This window comes from Nostoc sp. FACHB-190 (genome assembly GCF_014696905.1).
GTDB lineage: Bacteria > Cyanobacteriota > Cyanobacteriia > Cyanobacteriales > Nostocaceae > Nostoc_B.
In genome coordinates this window covers 131656-150496 of record NZ_JACJQW010000016.1, presented here as the reverse complement: position 1 = coordinate 150496, position 18841 = coordinate 131656, and the positions used below count along the sequence as shown (strand labels likewise).

Below are 18841 nucleotides of genomic sequence, written 5' to 3'. Positions count from 1 at the left end.
TTCTATCTTCAGTTTACAGAAACAAAACATTTCACAACCTAGCCCTTTGCCAATCTTATTGAAGGTAATGGTTAATAGGTAATGGAGGATGAAAAACCCTACCACAATTACCAATTACCAATTACCAGTGAGCCATTGTTAATGAGCAATTTATTCTCGGAGTTTGTTTGAAAATAACCCATCAGATCCCGAAACCCTTAACTCTTCTTGGCTAAGGTCTTACCACTTGTATAAGCTGGTACAGATTGCTTCACAAGATTTGCCAGTTCCTGTAACTGGTTAATTGCTTCCGCTCCTTCTAATTTCATTAATTCGCGGTCATCCCGCATTTCTGTCCAAGTAATTCCATAATCTGATACCAAAAATCGAATCAGATGGTTATTTCCCAGGCTCACCATAAACGAAGCACTGTTCATCTGGTCGCCACAGGTATAACAAGACGCAGGATAACCACGCCGTTCTAGTACAATTGCCAAGGCTTGTAGGTTCATTACCAAGTCTTGAACAAATTGCCGATGTTGATGTGCTAATCTCAGAAACACGTTTGTCCTCCAGACACCACAGTCATTTTAGTCACTTTTATATTTTTTTTAGATTTTCTTACCCACTGGTATTGTAAACTATCCATTACAATTCCCGGTTATATTTGCAGTAGTTAATTAACTACCTAGCTTAGGGTATGAGATAACTGTTCAGTTTGCCGTATCAAACTATTCAGTTTGCAAGTTTAATCTTTCAGACAGAACTTTAAAAATTATTGTTTCTTCATATACTTCTGTCATTAAAGATGATAGCTTACGGCGATCCGTTTTAAGAGTAACCCAAATTTGGTACTAGTCAACCACAGAAAAGCTACGGATATCGCGTTTACTAGCTATGTGTAGCCTAACCTATGATGTGCAGAAGCTTGAATCTCCTTTAATGTTCTTTACGCCTTTGCTTGGCTAGTCAACTGAGAGTATCTTTAACTCTAAGTTTGGTATGACTCAAGGGTTAGGTAATAAATTTTGAGACCTCCTAAATAAATATATGGAGTTTGGTAGAAAAACTTGCAGAGGTGAGATGCTGTGTAGCAGGAATATTAATAGCTTGGCAGAAAATTTTGATACAAAAAGTGTTCTGAGTCACTAAGATAATTTTTTACCCAACTATCTCTAGACACAAACCAGAGAATAACCAAACCGAGAATAAGTATGTTGCCAATTCGCCAGTTATAGGAGGAGGTAGGAGGCAGGAGGTAAAAGTCTTACTATAACTAGCATTCGTGCTTTTTGAAGTCTTAACTTATACTTTGACTGCTACAACTTTGATGGCAGATAACAGACAACAGGTTTGGCAAGACTGAGATCGCAATTTCCAATCTAAAACCTAAACTGAGATAAGATGCAATAAATGATTAAGTATACTTATACTCCTAAAATAAGGAGTGCTGATTTTTCCAGAAATTGCTGTTAATTCATCATATTTTAGAGCTAGGGTTTGTCACTCTAACGATAGTTAGAGATTAATGCAACAAACAAATGTATAACTTGAGCAAATATTTATTTTAGGGTGCGATCGCCCAAACTTTTTTCTAACAACCTATTTGTATATTTTTATAAATAATTAACAAGTTTAACGAGGTAGCACATCATCCAGCCGGAGTTGGAGACGGGGTAAAAGCACAGAATTAATTGCTTGACTCAGACGGTACTGTTGTTGGCTATAAGTATCATCAACCAGTGTACAGACTGTAAAGGTGGGTTGTTTCGGTTTCCCAATAAATGCAACACCACCTAATCCTCGATAATCAACAATCCAATATTCTGGAATGCCTAAGAGTGCATACTCCTCAACTTTGCGTGCATAGTCAGTTTCCCAATTAGTACTGACAACTTCCACCACTAATTTAATCGAGCGCCCCAAGGTAATTACTGGTTCTCGCTCCCATAAAGGTTCACGGTCAAGAACCGTTTCATCCAGCACCACAACATCAGGACGACGAACTGTAGCAGCCTCAGCAAAAGGGTAAATTAGACAAGTGCGAGGAATAAACCAAGGCAGTTTTTCTGTAACTAAGTGACTGCCAATTTGGGTTGCAATTTTGCCACTCACCGTTTCGTGTGGGCCAGTGGGTTCCATATCAATTAGTTCTCCATCTGCCAATTCATAGCGAGGATTGTCTCGGTATTGCAAGAGAAAATCTTCAACAGTCAGGGTTTGCGGTGAGATATATGTCATAGTGCTAATTGATTTTCTTCCCACCCTTGGCTACAAAAGTTCCGCACTATCCAGGGAGTTGCTTTTTCAAAGCTTCTAAGCCAGCCCAACGGCTATCAACAGGCTGTTCTGGCTTCTCATCCACACTAGCCAAAATACCTGGACAATTTAAGTCACACAACTGACGTTGAGGCATTTCTAAGCATATCTGCTCATACAGCCATTCACTAGGAAAAAAATATCCATTGGGCGACAAGGTTTCTACCAAGTCTTCCATAGCTACTTCTCGTTCTAGAGGCAAGTCTTGTGGTTGATTAGCTACCTCATCCAACCAAATAACTTCTTTAGTTTTTACCGCTAAACGGTGATTATACTGCTGCAAACATCGGTTACATGTACAGGTAATAATTGTTTCTGCCTGACCGGACACTTCTAGGTAATTACCGTGATGCTGTACACGAATACGACCTCGAATTGGTGTTAACGTTTCTAGCCCAGGCAGAAACTCTTGAACCTGAATTTCCTCTGTCCGCTCCGGGGCTTTAGTGAGCTGCGGAATAAAAATTGCGTCCATAGGATTTGTGAGATACCCTCACTCAAATTTGTGTTACTAATCAGCGATTTTGCTGATACTACATTTTGATTTTAGCTCTTAGCACAGTCGCAATTGTTAACTGAGAGAGCTTTCATAACTCCATAGCCGGACGCACAACCAAATTCCGATGTGGTTCTTTGCCACGGCTGAAGGTTTCTAAATCAGCAAATTCCTTCAAAAACGTGTGGATTTGCCGCCGTTCAGCTGAACTGAGAGATTTAATTTCCACTTCTCGACCAAAACTCCGCACTTCATCAGCTGCGGCTTCCGCTAAAGCGCGAATTTCCGCTTGTCTTTTCACCCGATAACCATTTAACTCAATGGTATAGGATGCTTGTTCTGCTTGTGCTTGGTTCAAGTTAAGGACGGAATTAGCTAAATACTGAATTGCGTCCAAAACCGAACCATCAGCACCAATCAGAACTTTGATTTGCGTTGGAGTTAAGTTGGTTTCGTCAATTGTCAACCAGTAATTATCCGGTTCTGGGGCATCATCATCTTGAGGCGGGGCTACTTCTATATTGCCTCGAATCTCCGCAGAGACCCCAGTGAGTTCCAGCAGTGATTTTAACCACTGCTGACCTCGCTGCATGGAACTGTTAGTCATCTATCAACCTGTAGGCTTTTTCTTAGAACTTTTTGGTTCAAAAGGTAATGCTTTTTGTTCTGCCACTGCTGCTTCTTTCTCTTGGATGGCTACAATTTTTTGCAGTTCCTCTGGTAAGGGTTCACGAGAGAGAATGTAAGTTTGCAGAGTTTGGAAAATATTACCAATTACCATATACATCAACACCCCAGCAGGTAAGGGGAAGAATAAGAACATCCCAGAAAAGATGACTGGGGTGATTTTGTTGACTGTATCCTGTTGGGGGTTGCCGCCACTGGAGTTCTGCCCGGAAAGGATTTGGCTGACGTAGAGACTGATCCCAAAGAAAATGACCATCGCTACAATATCCCAGTGGATGGTACCGTCGGGATCAACTGCACCAACTCTACCCAAGGCATCAATGAATAAAAATCCTTTGTCGGCTGCTAGTCCAGGAATTGTGCCTTGCAGTGTCACATCTCCAGGTTGTAAGGCTTCAATATTACCTTCAGCATCGATTTTAATTCTTTCTTCGCCTTTGGTGATTTTCCATTCGGGCGTGAGTTTGGTTTCTGGGTGTTCTGTTAATAAGACATCAAAAGGCTTACCTTCTAAGGTCTGATATTGAATTTTGGTTTTTTCTCCGACGGCTAGTTTGCTACCGCCAGGGAGAATAGCAGTTACTTTATGATGTTCCCCATCAGCAACGTAGATGTTTTGTGGGGAAGTCGCAAAGGCTTGTGGTTGAATTCGTTCGATTTGTTCAGATGGCAAGATTTGCAGGTTGACGGAGTAATTTACGCCGGCAAACGGTGATCCCCGTAAAGTGGCAAACAAAGCTAACAATACAGGCATTTGCAACAGTAATGGTAAACATCCTGCTAAGGGGTTGCCGAACTCCTTTTGGACGTTCATCATTTCTTCTTGTTGCTTTTGCGGATCGTCTTTATAGCGTTCTTTGATTTCTTGCATCCGCTTTTGCATGAGAGGCTGCACAATTCGCATCCGCCGCATATTGCGGATTGAACCAGCACTCAGGGGGTAAAGCGCAAAGCGGACTATCAATGTCAAGGCCACGATCGCCAATCCATAGCTCGGCAAAATGCCGTAGAAAAAGTCTATGATTGGCAACATGACGTTGTTTGAGAGGAAGCCGATACCAAAGTCCATTATTCTGAATTCAACCTGAGGTACTGTAAATTTAACTGAATCTAATTTATCTAAATCGTGATTCGGCTGCGACTATCTCTCGCTACGGATAGCCGCACCAGGGCAAAATTTGGGAGTGGGGAGTTGGGAGTGGTGTGCAGTTCTTAATATGTGGGAAGTTTTGAATTTTTTATTTTATACAGAATTCCCCACTCCCTATTCCCTACTCCCTACTCCCTACCTGTTATTAAGCCGCGCTATAAGTGGGATTTTTGGCAGCAATTTTTTCATTGATGTAGTCATATACTTCGCGGAAATTGGGAACTGCCCGCATTTCTAAGCGACTGCCATTTCTGAGGGTGACTACCATATCTCCCCAAATGCCAACACCACGGGGAACTTTGACGATTTTGACAATTTCTGAGTAAATAATGTCAGTGCGATCGCGTCCCATCCAACCGCCAGTTACTGAAATCCGTCGGTCGGTAATGCGATAGCGCAGCCACAATGCTCTGACAATCGCTCCAACTGTTAAAGGAATACCAACAACAGTCAGTCCAATCAGCAAGTTGAGAATTAAGTCCCCAACGTGAGGCCCGCCTTCATAATAAATTTCTTCACGAATGCCCATTTAATACCTCAGCTTGTGCCAACAACTGCTCTAATTCTTGCAGAAATTGTTGGCTTCCGCACTTAGATTCTGCTGTTGTTGGTTTTACCACAAATACCAATCGCCATCCAGGAGATAATTTTGGCAACAACTGATGCAAGGCTGCTGCCATTTGTCGTTTAATGCGGTTACGCACGACAGCCTTTTTACTGACTTTCGTGCTGATCGATATGCCAATTTTTGTACTATCAACTTTTTTGGTATCAGTTGCTAGTTTAGTGGTAGCGGCAGTATCTCCAACAGATTCTGGAGTAGCTTTTGGTTTTAAAGCTCTCAAAGTGAAATGAGAGCTTTGTCGCCGAATTCCTTCGCGGAAAACTGCCTGAAAATCTTTGCGAGATTTTAGTCGATTCGCCTTGGGCAAAGCCACAGCCCCTCTAGTTGCTGAAAATGCTCTATACGCTCAGACGATAACGTCCTCTTTTTCTCCTAGCTTTGATGACGTTTCTGCCGTCTGGTGTTCTCATTCTGGCACGAAAACCGGAGGTTCTTTTTCTCTTACGGCAAGTACCACGCAGGGTTCTTTTCATACTGCTGTCCTCTAAGGCGATTCTTATAAAAAGTCACAATCTATAATCTTACCACTGCTTGTAGTCAAGAGTCAAAAGTCTATCGTCTAAAACCCTTGACTGTTGAGCCTTGATTCACCGAATTTGAGATTTTAAGTTTTGGATTTTGGATTGCTGGGTTGAATCTAAAATCCAAAATCTAAAATTGATTCATCCCCAAGCTGCATCCCGGAATTGGTGCAGTCAATCTAAAATCTAAAATCCAAAATCTAAAATTGATCGACTTGAGATTTAGCTGATACTCAAAATCCAAGTTCCTATGTAGCGTAGTAATGGAGTATCACCTGGTGAGAGAATTTGACAGTTGAAATAGAAAACTCCCCCAAATGAAGGATTCTCTACATTAGATAAAACTAACTCCACAGGGCCGCCTGCGGGGACTGGTTCTTCGGGAAATATTTCGATGATGCGGGCTTCTTTATCCCACTTCACTTCCGAAATCGGTACTTTTTTCCCTCTAAATCTGACTTCTACTCTCTTGGGATCAAAACTGCCTTTGTAGTAGTTGGGGTAAGTGATGGCAAATTGCGCCACCGCCAATTTCATTTTTTGTTGAGGAATCCTCAGAATATATCTATCTCTACTGTTTGTTTGTCCGCCAAAATCCAAGCGGAAAGGTAGCTGATTTTCGGCTTTGATACCGCTAAATAATGTGAATCCAGGTAAGCTTTGTGCAGAGACTTGAGTAGTCAATCCTGTTAAAAGACAGCTAGTTACAGCTAAAGCGAAAAGAATTGCGAATTGTGGCTTGCGTATCAGCCAATGACTGAACAGTGGACGTTGCATAGTTAGGCTCCTCTAGCAGATATAACCTGTTTATGTAAATACTCTTGTTGAGTATTCTTAACTAAACTTTACTACCGAATTCTTGACTATGGACGATTAGGGAAAATAAAAAGTGCCATAGCTGAGGAGTTAGAGAGGCTAGAACCTCATGATTAGTATTGTGACTCAACATTTTCAACTCAGTACTCAGAACTGGAAAATGTGTGGATGTTGCTAAATATGTACAACTGTATATAACTTTTGCGGGTTTTGTTATAAAAATTGAGCTATAAAATTAGCGATCGCCATGAAGATTGGGCTAGATTAATAAAAATAAGTCAGCAGCAATCTAAAGAGTAATCTTTAAAAATACATCAAATTATTAAGCTTTAAAAATTTCAAGTAGATTCCACTATGTAATTAAGGCAAAATCTTGCAATCTGGAAAATAACCTAAAGACTAAAGATGTAAACTTGGGAATCAACATAGCATTAGCAATATGTAAACCTATAGGTCAATATCGGCAAGTTTGACCTGTATAAAAGCAAAATCCGGCTTTAGCCTGAGAACTAACAGTAGGAAAGATAAAGTTCAAGGTTCAATCTACAAAATCAAGCGATCGCTGGTAATAATTGCAGCTTCACTATGAGTACACAATGTCCCGAAATCGGGATATTTGAAGGTTTTGCAGAGATGTGAGTATTTATCTCTAGGAGATTTCATGAGAATAGCAGTTGCTAAAGAAATAGAAGTTTGCGAACGTCGTGTGGCTTTAAATCCTGAAACTGTGGCGCGACTTGTCAAACAAGGTTTAGAAGTATGGGTAGAAAAAGGTGCAGGAGAGCGTTCATTTTTTAGTGATGCTGCATATCAAGCCGCAGGTGCAGAAATTATTAGTGATACTGATCAATTATGGAACCAAGCAGATATTTTATTAAAAGTTAGTCCACCCCAAGAGCGAGAAGATGGACGATCAGAAATTGATTTACTGCGGGAAGGATCGGTTTTAATTAGCTTTCTCAATCCTTTAGGAAATCCGATAGTTGCCCAACAGTTAGCTAATCGCAAAGTTACAGCCTTGAGTATGGAATTGATCCCCAGAACTACCAGGGCGCAAAGTATGGATGCTTTGTCTTCCCAAGCTTCACTCGCTGGTTACAAATCTGTATTAATTGCTGCTGCCGCCTTACCTAAATATTTCCCGATGCTGACAACAGCAGCAGGGACAATTGCCCCAGCTAAAGTATTGATTATGGGTGCAGGTGTCGCGGGATTACAAGCGATCGCCACCGCCAGACGTTTGGGTGCTGTTGTGGAAGCCTTTGATATTCGTCCCGCCGTCAAAGAAGAAGTCCAAAGCTTAGGCGCAAAATTTGTGGAAGTCAAACTCGACGAAGAAACCACCGCCGCAGGTGGTTACGCCAAAGAAATTTCCGAAGCCAGCAAACAACGGACTCAAGAAGTTTTAGCAGAACATATCAAAAACTCTGATGTCGTGATTACTACCGCCCAAGTCCCTGGGAGAAAAGCACCACTGCTTGTCACAGAAGAAATGGTGGCACAGATGAAACCAGGTTCAGTCATTGTCGATTTAGCCGCAGAACAAGGTGGTAACTGCGCCTGCACTGATCCCGGTAAAGATATTGTCTGGAATGGCGTAACCATTATTGGGCCGATTAATCTCCCCTCATCTATGCCAGTTCACGCCAGCCAACTGTATTCCAAGAATCTCACATCTTTATTGCAACTATTAATCAACAAAGAAAAAGCTTTGCAGATTAACTTTGCCGACGACATCATTGATGCGGCTTGCATTACCCACGCAGGCGAAATCCGCAATCAACGTGTCAAGGATGGGCTGCAAACTATCAATACTCAACAACCTGCTGTTAATTAGGGAATGGGGAATAGGGAATGGGAAGTTCCTAACCTCTCTAGCCCCTAGCCCCTCATATAAGGAGATTTAAACATGACAGATGCGTTACTTGCGGCATTATTTGTCTTTGTGTTGGCATCATTTATTGGCTTTGAAGTGATTAACAAAGTCCCGCCAACTCTACACACGCCCTTAATGTCTGGTTCCAATGCGATTTCTGGCATTGCGGTACTGGGGGCGATAGTAGCGTCTGGTGCTAAGGAAACAAGTGTTTCGGTAATTTTGGGTTTGATTGCTGTGGTACTCGCCACAGTTAACGTTGTGGGTGGTTTTCTCGTCACCGACAGAATGCTACAAATGTTCAAGAAAAAGGAGATTAAGGCGTGAGTGACTTTTTACCGACTGGAATTCAGCTGACGTATTTAGTCGCTGCATCCTTATTCATCTTTGGTTTGAAAAAACTGGGATCGCCTGCCACAGCCCGGAATGGAAATGTGATTGCGGCGGTGGGAATGCTGCTGGCAATTGTGGCGACCATGCTAGATCAGCATGTGTTGAATTATGAAATGATTTTGTTAGGCTTGGCGATAGGTTCAGGCATTGGTGCGATCGCAGCCTACAAAGTCCAAATGACCGAAATGCCCCAAATGGTGGGTTTACTCAACGGCTTAGGCGGTGCAGCTTCCGCCCTAGTCGCTGTGGCAGAATTTTGGCGTTTACTAGAACACTCCCAACCCATCCCTTTAGATGTCAACATTTCCATGTTATTGGATGTGTTAATTGGTGGTGTTACCTTCACAGGCAGTTTTCTCGCCTTCGCCAAATTACAAGGTTTAATTAGCGGTTCTCCCATTACCTTTCCCTTCCAACAGCCATTTAACTTGTTGTTGCTGGGTGCTTATCTAGCTGGTAGTGCTTACTTAATTGTCACACCAGATAGCCTACCCATATTTTTGGCAGTAGTTGGGGTTTCTTTGGTATTGGGTGTAATGTTCGTCATCCCCATTGGTGGCGGCGATATGCCTGTGGTAATTTCGCTGTTAAACTCCTTATCGGGTGTCGCTGCATCGGCTGCGGGGTTTGTGGTGATGAACAATATGTTAATCATCGCCGGCGCATTGGTGGGAGCTTCTGGCCTCATCCTGACGGAAATCATGTGTAAAGCCATGAACCGTTCTCTGTTCAGCGTGCTGTTCAGTGCTTTTGGTTCAGGTGGCGGTGCTGCTGGTGCGGCGGCGGCTGGTGCAGCAGATCAAACCGTCCGCAGTATTGATCCCGAAGAAGGTGCGATGATGTTGGGTTATGCCCGGAACGTGGTAATTGTACCTGGTTATGGTATGGCAGTTGCCCAAGCGCAACACAGCGTGCGAGAGTTGGCAGATCAACTAGAACGTATGGGTGTAGATGTGAAGTATGCCATTCACCCTGTAGCGGGGAGAATGCCCGGACACATGAACGTATTATTGGCAGAGGCGAATGTGCCTTACACCCAGTTGTACGATATGGATGATATCAATCCCCAATTTGAACAAGCTGATGTAGCTTTAGTCATTGGCGCGAATGATGTGGTAAATCCAGCCGCGCGTAGCGATACCAATAGCCCAATTTACGGAATGCCAATTTTGGAAGTAGATCGGGCAAAACAAACAATTGTCATCAAGCGCGGGATGAGTGCTGGTTTTGCTGGTGTAGATAATGAGTTGTTCTACAAAGATAAAACCACAATGTTGTTTGGTAGCGCGAAAGATATGGTGGCGAAGTTGGTTTCGGAAGTGAAGCAACTTTAACGTAGACGCGCAAGCGGCTTGCCGTAGGCTACCGCCAAGACGCGGAGGACGCAGAGGAAAGAATTAGAGAATTAACTTGCCTTGGAGGTGTGATGCTTCTGAGGCAAGTTTTTTTATTTTGTTTCACCTATACATTTATTTATAAATTTTTTCGTAGGAAGTCTATAAATTATTTGTACTAGTTGTATTTATTGCTGACTTAATTTGTTGGTAAAATTCAGGGTCGTAGTGGGCTTTTTCCCAATTAATGGCTTTTTTGATGATTTGATTTGGATCAAGGTTTTTTGCACTGTATAAGTGAGCCTCCAAAAGGTTTGCTGCTACTAACTCAGCATCTTTCAAATCAACTTCATTCAGAAGGGAGTAACTGAGGTCAGCATTGCCTAAATCAGCCTTCGTTAGATTTGCTCCTCTAAGGACACCGTGAGCTATTTTGACACAGCCAAGGTTAGCATTGCTTAAATTAGCTTTTACTAAGTTTGCTCTCTCAAGAAGAACAGCTTCATACAATATAGCACCCTCAAGGTCTGCTCCTTTAAGGTACGCATTGCTGAGATTAGTTCTCCTGAAATTAATATTTTTGAGGTTAGCTGAACCTAGTTTAGCTCCCCTAAGATTACTGCCACTCAAATCTAAAGAAATTGTCTCTTTTGTTTCAGGATCTTTGCGTCTACCAATAACAGTCAGAACTGCTTGGATATCTGTTGGTAGTGGAACATAAGGTTCATCTTTTAATTGATGTACAGTATTCCAAGAGTATTGATAAGGAGACTTTTCTCGAACATAAGCCGTGAGAACTTCCATTATCTGCCAATAATCTTGCTCAGAATCTTTTGAAATTCTTTCTAGTAAATAAATTGCACCTAAGCGAACATGAATATCTTGATGCCCTAACATCTCAACTGCTTTGGCAAAGCGTTCTGTCAGTTGTTTATCTTGTGTAGCTTTTAGGTTTGCCTCAGCAACTTTTGCATCTGCAATTTGTTTATCTTGTACAACTTTTAAGTTCGCCTCAGCAACTTTTAGATTTTGCCATGTAAAAGTTGCTGTAATCAAGAAAGATAAAGCTCCAAAACCCTGAATCATCAAAGTGCGATAACTATTGGCGATTTCAAGACGCTTTTCCTTTGTAAGGTTTGTATTGTTAACTGCCCATTGAGGTATAACTATCACTATCACTGTTAAAATTAAAATAATTCCTATGGTAGGCAGGACAATTTTCTTATCATGTTTTATCTTATTCATAAAATAAAAATTCAATAATTTGTTTTTGAATATATTGATTATTGCTAGTATTATAGCATTTCTTCATCTGCTGATTTACAAACATATCTACGTTAATCTGCGTGTTATATATAATTGACTTAATTATAACTAAAATCATAATTATTGATCGCATTCCTATTTTCACAAATATTGAGCGATCGCTCATCAGTAACATGATATAAATCTAATCATGATAGACCACGATCGCCTGTTCAAAGAACTACTCACCACCTTCTTCTGGGAATTCATCGAGTTATTCTTCCCAGAAATCACTGCTTATCTGGAAAGAGACAGCATCACCTTCCTTGATAAAGAAATATTTACTGATGTTACGGCTGGTGAAAAATATGAAACTGACATAGTAGTAAAAGCAAAATTTAGAGGACAAGAATCCTGTTTCTTAATACATCTGGAACATCAAGCTTATTATCAAGAAGCATTTGATTTGCGGATGTATCGCTACTTTGCCAGATTGTATGAGAAATACGGCTTGCCAGTTTATCCCATTGCCTTATTTTCTTACGATCGCCCCAAAAAAGTCGAACAAGATTTTCATCAAGTTGCATTTCCCAATAAAGTCGTCTTGCAATTCAACTATGATGTGATTCAGTTAAATCGCTTGAATTGGCGAGAGTATCTACAACAGCAAAATCCCGTAGCTAGTGCGCTCATGGCTAAAATGAATATAGCGCCACAAGACCGTCCTAGAGTAAAATCGGAGTGTCTGCGCCTATTAGCTACATTGCAGTTAGATCCAGCACGGATGCAGTTAATTTCAGGGTTTATTGACAGTTATCTACGGCTAAATGCCCAAGAAAATCAAATATTCCAGGCGGAAATTGCCCAATTTGAACCAATTCAACAAGAGGTAGTTATGCAAATCGTCACCAGTTGGATGGAGGAAGGGATACAACAAGGGCTGCAACAAGGAGAATTGAAAGTAATTCAGCGTCAATTAACAAGACGCATCGGTACAATTACTCCTGAATTACAAGAGCAACTGCGGGGATTATCTTTAACTCAGTTAGAGAATTTAGCAGAAGCTTTACTAGATTTCTCTAATGAAGCTGATTTAGTAGCTTGGCTGCAACAGGAATAAAATACACCAAAATCTATTTTCCGAAATAAGCCTAATTATTAGTGTGAATTGTAGGCAAATAAGCTGACTCCTACAAACTATGAGTATTTTGTGATCTACAGATAAAATCTCACTTATGAGGAAATTTTCTGACTTGATATTCTGCCGACTCAATCATCTGAAAATTATCTCCCATTACTTGTGCGAATTGACTATCAATCGCGGCTAAGTCTGCTTCAGAAATAGCTTGCCATTGTTCTCTTGTTGCCCAACGAATCATAAAAGTTACTTCTGAGGGCTTGTTTGGGTTAATCCAGACTTCTTTGCTGAGGAAGCCTGGATACTTTGCTAATGCTGTTGTCCAAATTTCTGCATCCTTTTGGATAAAAGTTTCCCGCAGATTTGGGTTAACTTGAAATTTTAGCAGTTCTATAACCACACTCATTGATTCCTGATGTTTGCGAATTTGCCAAAATAGAGATGTAGGCTAGAATTAACTCCGCTTCCAGCATAGCTTGATTGCATACACTCAAGAGCAAGGAGGCTGGTTTGAAATAAATAACAGGAAGGACGTATGGATAGCAACAACTGGTTGCAACAGCTAATGATGGTGGGAATTGGTACAACGTCTTTGGTAGCAGAAAAGCTGCGTGAGGTGAGTGATGAATTAGTCAAAGACGGTAAGCTGAATCCTGAGCAAGCTAAGGCGGTAATGGACGATATTGTACAGCAGCTAAAGTCAGAGCAAGGTAATTGGGATGCTCAAATGCAACGACAAATGCGGAATATGTTGCAAGATTTAGGAGTGGCGCGTCAGTCTGAGGTAGATGAACTCCGAGGGAGAATTGACCGTTTAGAACGTCAAGTAAGGGATTTAGAAAATAAGCTTTGGCGTTAATAATGTGCTTTCTGATTTAAACTAAAATGTGTCCTGTTGGTATTGCTTTTACCAAACGACCTCAGTATGGAGGACTAATTTTGAAAGCAATTTTACTCAGCGTGGGTGTCATGCTGGCTTGTGTGGTGGTTTTAGTGTTAGCACAATTAGGCGGTAAACCTGAGACTGCTGTTGCGGCTAATTTGACCCAAGCGCAATCATCCCCCACTACCATTACAAAAAACGATACTCTGATAGCGAATAACACTATGTCTGATAAAAATGTTGTCACAACTCCTTCTGGACTAAAATACGTTGAAATCACAGAGGGAACTGGGGCGACTCCTGAACCTGGCCAAATAGTTGTAGTTCACTACACTGGCACTTTAGAAGATGGAACTCAGTTTGATAGTTCCCGCGATCGCGGTCAACCTTTCCAGTTTAAAATCGGCATTGGACAGGTAATCAAAGGTTGGGACGAAGGACTCAGCACAATGAAAGTTGGCGGTCGGCGTGAGTTGATTATCCCTTCAGAGTTGGGTTATGGTTCCCGTGGTGCAGGTGGCGTAATTCCACCTAACGCTACCCTGATTTTTGATGTGGAATTGCTTGGTGTTAAATAAAGTGTGAAGTATGAAGTCTGAAGTCTGAAAATTTTTAGACTTCATACTTCATAGTTAATAATTTGGTCTGGCTAGGTTTTTAAATTTGGTATATTGCGGGTCGAATAAAAGTTTGACTGTACCTGTTGGGCCGTTGCGGTGTTTTGCTACTATGACTTCAGCAATGCCGCGATCGGGGGTATCTGGTGAATAATATTCATCGCGGTATAACATAATAACCAAATCCGCATCTTGTTCAATACTGCCGCTTTCTCTCAAATCAGATAACATTGGGCGCTTGTTGGTACGTGCTTCTACGCCGCGACTTAACTGTGATAATGCAATTATAGGTACAGATAACTCACGGGCTAAACCTTTAAGACTGCGTGTGATGCGAGATAATTCTTGTACGCGGTTATCGCCTGCACCTTCCATTAATTGCAGGTAATCTATGACAATCAAGCCTAAATCTGCGCCTTGTTCGGCTTGCAATCTTCTGGCTTGCGATCGCATCTCGTTGACTGTTATATTCGGCGTATCATCAATGTAAAGTGGAATCTCGGAAAGCATACCAATTGCCCGACTTAACGGTTCCCACTGGGTTTGGCTAATACGTCCACTCCGGAGATAACCAGATTCAATTCCCGCTTCACTGGCTAATAGTCGCTGTACTAGCTGTTCTTTGGACATTTCTAAGCTAAAAACAGCAACTGGTAATTTATATAAAGCAGCGATATTATGACCTAAATTCAAGCAGAATGCGGTTTTTCCCATTGACGGCCTGCCAGCAACGATAATCAAATCAGAACGCTGAAAACCGCTAGTCATAGCATCTAAATCATAAAAGCCACAAGGAATCCCAGGTAAAGCGACACCTTGATGGCGTGTTTCAATATCTTGAAAAGTATTGACTAAAGTATCAGAAATATGCACTAAACCTGATTGGGGTCGTTCTTGGGTGACCCCAAAAACTTTTTGTTCTGCTTTGTCTAAAACTATGGGTAATTCGGTTTCTGTCTCGTAACCAAGATGGACAATTTCGTTACCAGCTTTAATTAACTGTCGCCGCAGGTATTTTTCCATGACTAAGCCTGCTAAAGCGTCGATGTTAACAGCAGAAACTGTCCTGTCTACTAGGGTGGCTAGTTTATTTCTCCCACCAATCTTCGCTAGTAAATCATTATCAGTTAACCAACTGGTAATAGATAGTAAATCTGTGGGTTTACTTTGGGCGTGGAGACGCAGGGCGGCTTGATAAATATCTTTATGGGCGCTAATGTAAAATGCTTCAGGAACTAAGCGATCGCTAACTCGACCAATCGCTTCTGGATCTAGTAAAATTCCCCCCAAAATCGCTTCTTCTGCTTCAATATTTTGGGGTGGTAGGCGTTGCCCGGAGAGGTTGCCGTAGGCATCGCTACCATCGCCTTGAAAACTTAATTCTTCCGCCATATACGATTTTGGATGAGTAATTTAGGATATCACTTACGTTAACCTTAGCTAAAACATAGCGAATTGCCTTTGTATTCTGTTTCTGAAGGTGTCTGTGCTGACAAAGGTGAGGTTTGGAGTTATATAACTGTACCATCTGGGTTGATGGCGATCGCCCCGTTGCTGGGATTGGTTGTAACGGTCAGGGTTGTGGGGTTGATGCTGCTGTCTGCGTCGGTATCATTGCTGAGGATGTTGATTGTAACTGGTTGGGTTTGGTTGGTGGTGGCGGTGTCGTTGTTGGCGACTGGTGCTATGAAGTCGTTGTTCAGCAACATTACGTTGTCGAGGACGACTTTGGCATCTCTGGCACCGAAACCGAGGAGGTCGAAGTAGAGGGTAGCGGCGGTTCCTGCTTGAATGCCTGTGAGGTCTACTTTAAAGGTGAGGGGTTGGTTGAGGATAAGGTTACTGTTGGGGGTGGTGTTGACTAAGGTTACTTTGTTGCTGCTGTAGTATTTGCCGTAGTGAGTACGATCGCCTGATCTTGTAGGTTGGGTGGAACGAAGTGGAACCCAACAAATGCCACGAAGAAAACCGCAAAACTTTCAACTACCAAAATATTTTAATTCAAACGGTAAAATTCACGCTGCAATTATTTTACCTGTCACAATATTTTCTCAAAATATTATAATTTGGTGTTGGGTTACGGCGCAATATAGATTTACCGTGTTCTTTTCAATATCTCTTGTGCGCCTTCACCCAACCTACGAATATTATTCATTTCCTATATCTTGGGGAAATTCTATATCTTCTTCTGCACCCCAATCAATATGATATATTCCTCGCTGTACATACAACATAAAACTGGAATATTGCCAATCTTTAGGTGCTTTGACATAGCCATGTTTAACGGGGTTGTAATGGATGTAATCACAATGGCGAATAAAATCAACTTCATCTTTAATTTGATGTTCCCAAAATCGGCGTTGCCAAACTGCTAATTCGCCTTTATTTTGACGCGATGCTGATATTTTTCCATGATATTTAACATCGCAACGATGACTAAAATAGTTTTTAATTAATCGCCAACGATTGGAAAAATCACTATCTCCTGGTGGTAAACTCCAAAGACAATGGATATGGTTTGGTAAAATAGCGATCGCATCTACAATCAATGGATGTTGTGCAATCACTTTTTTGAATGCTTGTCGCAATAAAATAATATTCTCTGGTTCGCAGAGAAATTCCTGGCGCTTGTGAGTAACCACAGTGAAGAAAAAAGTACCTCCTTCTACTTTTGCTCTGCGGTATTCCATGACATAATTTACAAGGTATTCATGATGCTAATCAAGTAAGAAAATCCTGTAGAAAGTTGAGGAATAGGAAATACCTTGAGCCAAGGTTTAATCAAATTGAAAAAGATTAAAGGTTGAACAATCAGACGTAAATTATTTAAAATATTCTTCCAACCATAATTTTCATCCCACAAGGGATGCTCCGCAAATATTTTGACATTCAAGACAGTCGCTACACCAGTATAAGTTTTTAGCCTTAACTGAAATGTATTGATGTATAGCCACAATTTATGACTAGCAATATTTATTAGTCACCCAAGTGCTTGACTAGCAAGGGTTTGAGATATGTATGCTACAATTGAGCAGTCGCGCAGCTGTCTTTAAAAAAGCCGATCGCTCAGTCAGGGTATTTAGATCCGCTAGTCGGATATCTTACAGCCCATCAGAATTAATGGAAACAGTTCTAATTTCTGTCGTCAGCAGCTGCTAGTCTAAAAACATTAAAGATATGAAAAAAGTTGTCGTTGGTCTTTCCGGTGGCGTTGACAGTTCTGTTGCTGCTGCTATCTTACATAATCAGGGCTATGAAGTAATTGGTTTGACCCTTTGGCTGATGAAAGGCAAAGGGCAATGTTGCTCTGAAGGAATGATCGACGCGGCTGATATTTGCGAACAACTAGGTATTCCCCATCAAGTTGTGGATATTCGGGATGTCTTTCAGAGCAATATTGTTGATTATTTAGTGTCTGGTTATAGTGCGGGAATTACGCCGTTACCTTGTTCCCAGTGCAATAAAACGGTGAAGTTTGGCCCGATGGTGGAATATGCTCGTGAACAATTGGGATGCGATCGCATTGCCACTGGTCATTATGCCCAGATTAATTATGATGATGCAAGTGGGCGTTATCAGTTACTAAGAGCAGTTGACCGTAACAAAGACCAGTCTTACTTTTTGTATGATTTGTCTCAAGATTTACTCGCAGCTTCCGTATTTCCTCTGGGTGAACTAGAAAAAACAGATACGCGCCGGATTGCTGCGGAATATAATTTGAAAACTGCCGACAAACCAGAAAGTCAAGACTTGTGCTTAGTGGAAAGCAATGGTTCCATGCGGGCATTTTTAGATAAATATCTTGCTCCCAAAAAAGGGGATATTGTGGATACCACAGGTAAAGTTTTGGGACAACATGATGGTGTCCATCATTACACCATTGGTCAGCGCAAAGGTTTAGGCATTGCGGCGGCTGAACCATTATACGTGGTGGAATTGGATGCTGTGAATAATCGGGTTGTGGTAGGCGATCGCACCAAAGTAACTCAGCCAGAATGTACAGTCGGGCGAGTAAATTGGGTTTCCATCGCTGAACCCTCCACACCAATTCAAGCTGAAGTTCAAGTCCGCTATCGTTCTCAGCCTGTACCAGTGACGGTAATTCCTCTGGAAAATTCCCGTGTCCGCTTGGTATTTGATGAACCCCAGTTCAGCATTACCCCAGGACAAGCAGCAGTTTGGTACAACGGGGTAAAAGTGTTAGGCGGCGGAATTATTGAGCAGTTTAGTTAAATGCTTGTGTAGAGACGTTAAAATTCAATGTCTCTACTCATCGTCAGTATTTAGCTGTTAAGCATGAGTACCCGTGCTTCTACGTGGTTCATAATTGGGATACTTTTGATTGAATTCTTCAATAAGTGTGCATATCTCATTTTTTAGTTGTGTTGATTGATTACGGTATAACGAAGGTAGCCAGTAGAGAGTTTTATACACACATAATGGCGCAATATCTATCTGAGCTTTGATAATCTCAAGTACTCGCTTGTAACCTAAATTGGGCAGAACAGCTTTGATATACCATTCCACCGTGCTTGCGTCACCATAGACTAAACCATTTGCGAGAATCACTTCTAAAAAAATAGGTTTGAGTTGCGATCGCTTGGCTAATTTACAACCCTGCCAAGGATTTGCGTTTAATACGCGCCAAACAAAGGTAAATTTTTCCTCATCATTAAGTTGTCGCAGCCACTTCAATAACTCATTTTCCTGTTTTGAATCAATGAGTTCATCAGCGTACTTGAGAGGGTCAAACATACTTGAT

General features: G+C 41.5%; 22 protein-coding genes and 1 pseudogene. 7 read left to right on the top strand and 16 right to left on the bottom strand.

Going from position 1 to position 18841, the window contains the following annotated elements; all coding sequences use genetic code 11:
• Positions 1-197 precede the first annotated feature (197 nt).
• The 9 genes from H6G28_RS18445 to H6G28_RS18405 form a co-directional block, all read right to left on the bottom strand.
• Positions 198-542 carry a DUF1815 family protein gene (locus H6G28_RS18445; RefSeq protein ID WP_190589263.1) on the bottom strand — a complete coding sequence of 115 codons (345 nt, stop codon included), beginning with the start codon at positions 540-542 and terminating at the stop codon, positions 198-200.
• Between the two features lie 1072 nt (positions 543-1614).
• Positions 1615-2220 (bottom strand): Uma2 family endonuclease, encoded by a 606-nt coding sequence (locus tag H6G28_RS18440; RefSeq protein ID WP_190672964.1) that lies wholly within the window; start codon positions 2218-2220, stop codon positions 1615-1617.
• A 46-nt stretch (positions 2221-2266) separates the two neighbouring features.
• Entirely contained in the window at positions 2267-2773 is a 507-nt protein-coding gene (locus H6G28_RS18435; protein WP_190589259.1) for a YceD family protein, read from the bottom strand.
• 112 nt (positions 2774-2885) lie between these two features.
• Positions 2886-3401, bottom strand: a complete 516-nt coding sequence (locus tag H6G28_RS18430) for a Jag family protein (RefSeq protein WP_190589257.1) — start codon at positions 3399-3401, stop codon at positions 2886-2888.
• Positions 3402-3404: 3 nt separating this feature from the next.
• Positions 3405-4550, bottom strand: a complete 1146-nt coding sequence (yidC, locus tag H6G28_RS18425; RefSeq protein WP_190589256.1) for a membrane protein insertase YidC — start codon at positions 4548-4550, stop codon at positions 3405-3407.
• A gap of 226 nt (positions 4551-4776) precedes the next feature.
• Complete coding sequence (locus H6G28_RS18420) at positions 4777-5160, bottom strand: PH domain-containing protein (RefSeq protein ID WP_190589254.1); 384 nt, start codon at positions 5158-5160, stop codon at positions 4777-4779.
• Entirely contained in the window at positions 5147-5569 is a 423-nt protein-coding gene (gene rnpA / locus H6G28_RS18415) for a ribonuclease P protein component (protein ID WP_190589252.1), read from the bottom strand. The genes H6G28_RS18420 and rnpA overlap by 14 nt, the downstream gene beginning before the upstream one ends.
• A gap of 25 nt (positions 5570-5594) precedes the next feature.
• A complete protein-coding gene (gene rpmH / locus H6G28_RS18410) occupies positions 5595-5729 on the bottom strand; it encodes a 50S ribosomal protein L34 (RefSeq protein ID WP_190589250.1) in 135 nt (44 codons plus the stop codon).
• A gap of 270 nt (positions 5730-5999) precedes the next feature.
• Positions 6000-6554, bottom strand: coding sequence for a DUF2808 domain-containing protein (locus H6G28_RS18405; RefSeq protein ID WP_190672960.1), 555 nt, complete (start codon positions 6552-6554; stop codon positions 6000-6002).
• Positions 6555-7254: 700 nt separating this feature from the next.
• Between H6G28_RS18405 and H6G28_RS18400 the strand changes: the two genes are divergently transcribed.
• From H6G28_RS18400 to H6G28_RS18390, 3 genes are all read left to right on the top strand, one after another.
• A complete protein-coding gene (locus H6G28_RS18400) occupies positions 7255-8430 on the top strand; it encodes a Re/Si-specific NAD(P)(+) transhydrogenase subunit alpha (protein WP_190672957.1) in 1176 nt (391 codons plus the stop codon).
• 72 nt (positions 8431-8502) lie between these two features.
• Entirely contained in the window at positions 8503-8796 is a 294-nt protein-coding gene (locus H6G28_RS18395) for an NAD(P) transhydrogenase subunit alpha part 2 (protein WP_190589243.1), read from the top strand.
• On the top strand, positions 8793-10196 hold the full coding sequence (locus tag H6G28_RS18390; protein WP_190589240.1) for an NAD(P)(+) transhydrogenase (Re/Si-specific) subunit beta: 1404 nt from the start codon (positions 8793-8795) through the stop codon (positions 10194-10196). The genes H6G28_RS18395 and H6G28_RS18390 overlap by 4 nt, the downstream gene beginning before the upstream one ends.
• Before the next feature lie 162 nt (positions 10197-10358).
• Here the strand turns inward: H6G28_RS18390 and H6G28_RS18385 are convergent, their stop codons facing one another.
• Entirely contained in the window at positions 10359-11441 is a 1083-nt protein-coding gene (locus H6G28_RS18385; protein ID WP_190672955.1) for a pentapeptide repeat-containing protein, read from the bottom strand.
• Between the two features lie 211 nt (positions 11442-11652).
• Here H6G28_RS18385 and H6G28_RS18380 point away from each other — a divergent pair, with 211 nt between their 5' ends.
• On the top strand, positions 11653-12561 hold the full coding sequence (locus tag H6G28_RS18380; protein WP_190672952.1) for a DUF4351 domain-containing protein: 909 nt from the start codon (positions 11653-11655) through the stop codon (positions 12559-12561).
• 109 nt (positions 12562-12670) lie between these two features.
• Here H6G28_RS18380 and H6G28_RS18375 read toward each other — a convergent pair whose 3' ends face one another.
• Positions 12671-12979 carry a TIGR03792 family protein gene (locus H6G28_RS18375; RefSeq protein WP_190672987.1) on the bottom strand — a complete coding sequence of 103 codons (309 nt, stop codon included), beginning with the start codon at positions 12977-12979 and terminating at the stop codon, positions 12671-12673.
• Positions 12980-13114: 135 nt separating this feature from the next.
• Here H6G28_RS18375 and H6G28_RS18370 point away from each other — a divergent pair, with 135 nt between their 5' ends.
• Both H6G28_RS18370 and H6G28_RS18365 read left to right on the top strand, forming a co-directional pair.
• Positions 13115-13438, top strand: a complete 324-nt coding sequence (locus H6G28_RS18370; RefSeq protein WP_190589226.1) for a phasin family protein — start codon at positions 13115-13117, stop codon at positions 13436-13438.
• 80 nt (positions 13439-13518) lie between these two features.
• Positions 13519-14040, top strand: coding sequence for an FKBP-type peptidyl-prolyl cis-trans isomerase (locus H6G28_RS18365; protein ID WP_190589225.1), 522 nt, complete (start codon positions 13519-13521; stop codon positions 14038-14040).
• A 54-nt stretch (positions 14041-14094) separates the two neighbouring features.
• Here the strand turns inward: H6G28_RS18365 and dnaB are convergent, their stop codons facing one another.
• The 4 genes and pseudogenes from dnaB to H6G28_RS18345 all read right to left on the bottom strand — a co-directional run.
• A complete protein-coding gene (gene dnaB / locus H6G28_RS18360; protein WP_190672949.1) occupies positions 14095-15471 on the bottom strand; it encodes a replicative DNA helicase in 1377 nt (458 codons plus the stop codon).
• 119 nt (positions 15472-15590) lie between these two features.
• Complete coding sequence (locus H6G28_RS37820; RefSeq protein WP_190672946.1) at positions 15591-15788, bottom strand: Ig-like domain-containing protein; 198 nt, start codon at positions 15786-15788, stop codon at positions 15591-15593.
• Positions 15789-16226: 438 nt separating this feature from the next.
• On the bottom strand, positions 16227-16769 hold the full coding sequence (locus H6G28_RS18350) for an REP-associated tyrosine transposase (protein ID WP_190589221.1): 543 nt from the start codon (positions 16767-16769) through the stop codon (positions 16227-16229).
• 8 nt (positions 16770-16777) lie between these two features.
• Positions 16778-16957: pseudogene (locus H6G28_RS18345) on the bottom strand (IS701 family transposase); the annotation flags it as partial.
• A 299-nt stretch (positions 16958-17256) separates the two neighbouring features.
• On the opposite strand from H6G28_RS18345, the gene mnmA reads away from it, so the two are divergent.
• A complete protein-coding gene (gene mnmA, locus H6G28_RS18340) occupies positions 17257-18312 on the top strand; it encodes a tRNA 2-thiouridine(34) synthase MnmA (protein ID WP_190589219.1) in 1056 nt (351 codons plus the stop codon).
• A gap of 57 nt (positions 18313-18369) precedes the next feature.
• Here the strand turns inward: mnmA and H6G28_RS18335 are convergent, their stop codons facing one another.
• The gene (locus H6G28_RS18335) at positions 18370-18834 is read right to left on the bottom strand and encodes a hypothetical protein (protein ID WP_190672943.1); all 465 of its coding nucleotides are present in this window, start codon (positions 18832-18834) and stop codon (positions 18370-18372) included.
• Between the last annotated feature and the right edge of the window lie 7 nt (positions 18835-18841).

Bases quoted from the DNA above. Each gene is read 5' to 3' on its own strand.
- H6G28_RS18440 (WP_190672964.1), bottom strand. From the start codon at position 2,220: ATGACATATATCTCACCGCAAACCCTGACTGTTGAAGATTTTCTCTTG.
- yidC (WP_190589256.1), bottom strand. From the start codon at position 4,550: ATGGACTTTGGTATCGGCTTCCTCTCAAACAACGTCATGTTGCCAATC.
- H6G28_RS37820 (WP_190672946.1), bottom strand. From the start codon at position 15,788: ATGTTGCTGAACAACGACTTCATAGCACCAGTCGCCAACAACGACACC.
- H6G28_RS18400 (WP_190672957.1), top strand. From the start codon at position 7,255: ATGAGAATAGCAGTTGCTAAAGAAATAGAAGTTTGCGAACGTCGTGTG.
- rpmH (WP_190589250.1), bottom strand. From the start codon at position 5,729: ATGAAAAGAACCCTGCGTGGTACTTGCCGTAAGAGAAAAAGAACCTCC.
- mnmA (WP_190589219.1), top strand. From the start codon at position 17,257: ATGAAAAAAGTTGTCGTTGGTCTTTCCGGTGGCGTTGACAGTTCTGTT.
- H6G28_RS18435 (WP_190589259.1), bottom strand. From the start codon at position 2,773: ATGGACGCAATTTTTATTCCGCAGCTCACTAAAGCCCCGGAGCGGACA.
- H6G28_RS18335 (WP_190672943.1), bottom strand. From the start codon at position 18,834: ATGTTTGACCCTCTCAAGTACGCTGATGAACTCATTGATTCAAAACAG.
- H6G28_RS18405 (WP_190672960.1), bottom strand. From the start codon at position 6,554: ATGCAACGTCCACTGTTCAGTCATTGGCTGATACGCAAGCCACAATTC.
- H6G28_RS18430 (WP_190589257.1), bottom strand. From the start codon at position 3,401: ATGACTAACAGTTCCATGCAGCGAGGTCAGCAGTGGTTAAAATCACTG.
- dnaB (WP_190672949.1), bottom strand. From the start codon at position 15,471: ATGGCGGAAGAATTAAGTTTTCAAGGCGATGGTAGCGATGCCTACGGC.
- H6G28_RS18370 (WP_190589226.1), top strand. From the start codon at position 13,115: ATGGATAGCAACAACTGGTTGCAACAGCTAATGATGGTGGGAATTGGT.
- H6G28_RS18350 (WP_190589221.1), bottom strand. From the start codon at position 16,769: ATGGAATACCGCAGAGCAAAAGTAGAAGGAGGTACTTTTTTCTTCACT.
- H6G28_RS18380 (WP_190672952.1), top strand. From the start codon at position 11,653: ATGATAGACCACGATCGCCTGTTCAAAGAACTACTCACCACCTTCTTC.
- H6G28_RS18420 (WP_190589254.1), bottom strand. From the start codon at position 5,160: ATGGGCATTCGTGAAGAAATTTATTATGAAGGCGGGCCTCACGTTGGG.
- H6G28_RS18385 (WP_190672955.1), bottom strand. From the start codon at position 11,441: ATGAATAAGATAAAACATGATAAGAAAATTGTCCTGCCTACCATAGGA.
- H6G28_RS18395 (WP_190589243.1), top strand. From the start codon at position 8,503: ATGACAGATGCGTTACTTGCGGCATTATTTGTCTTTGTGTTGGCATCA.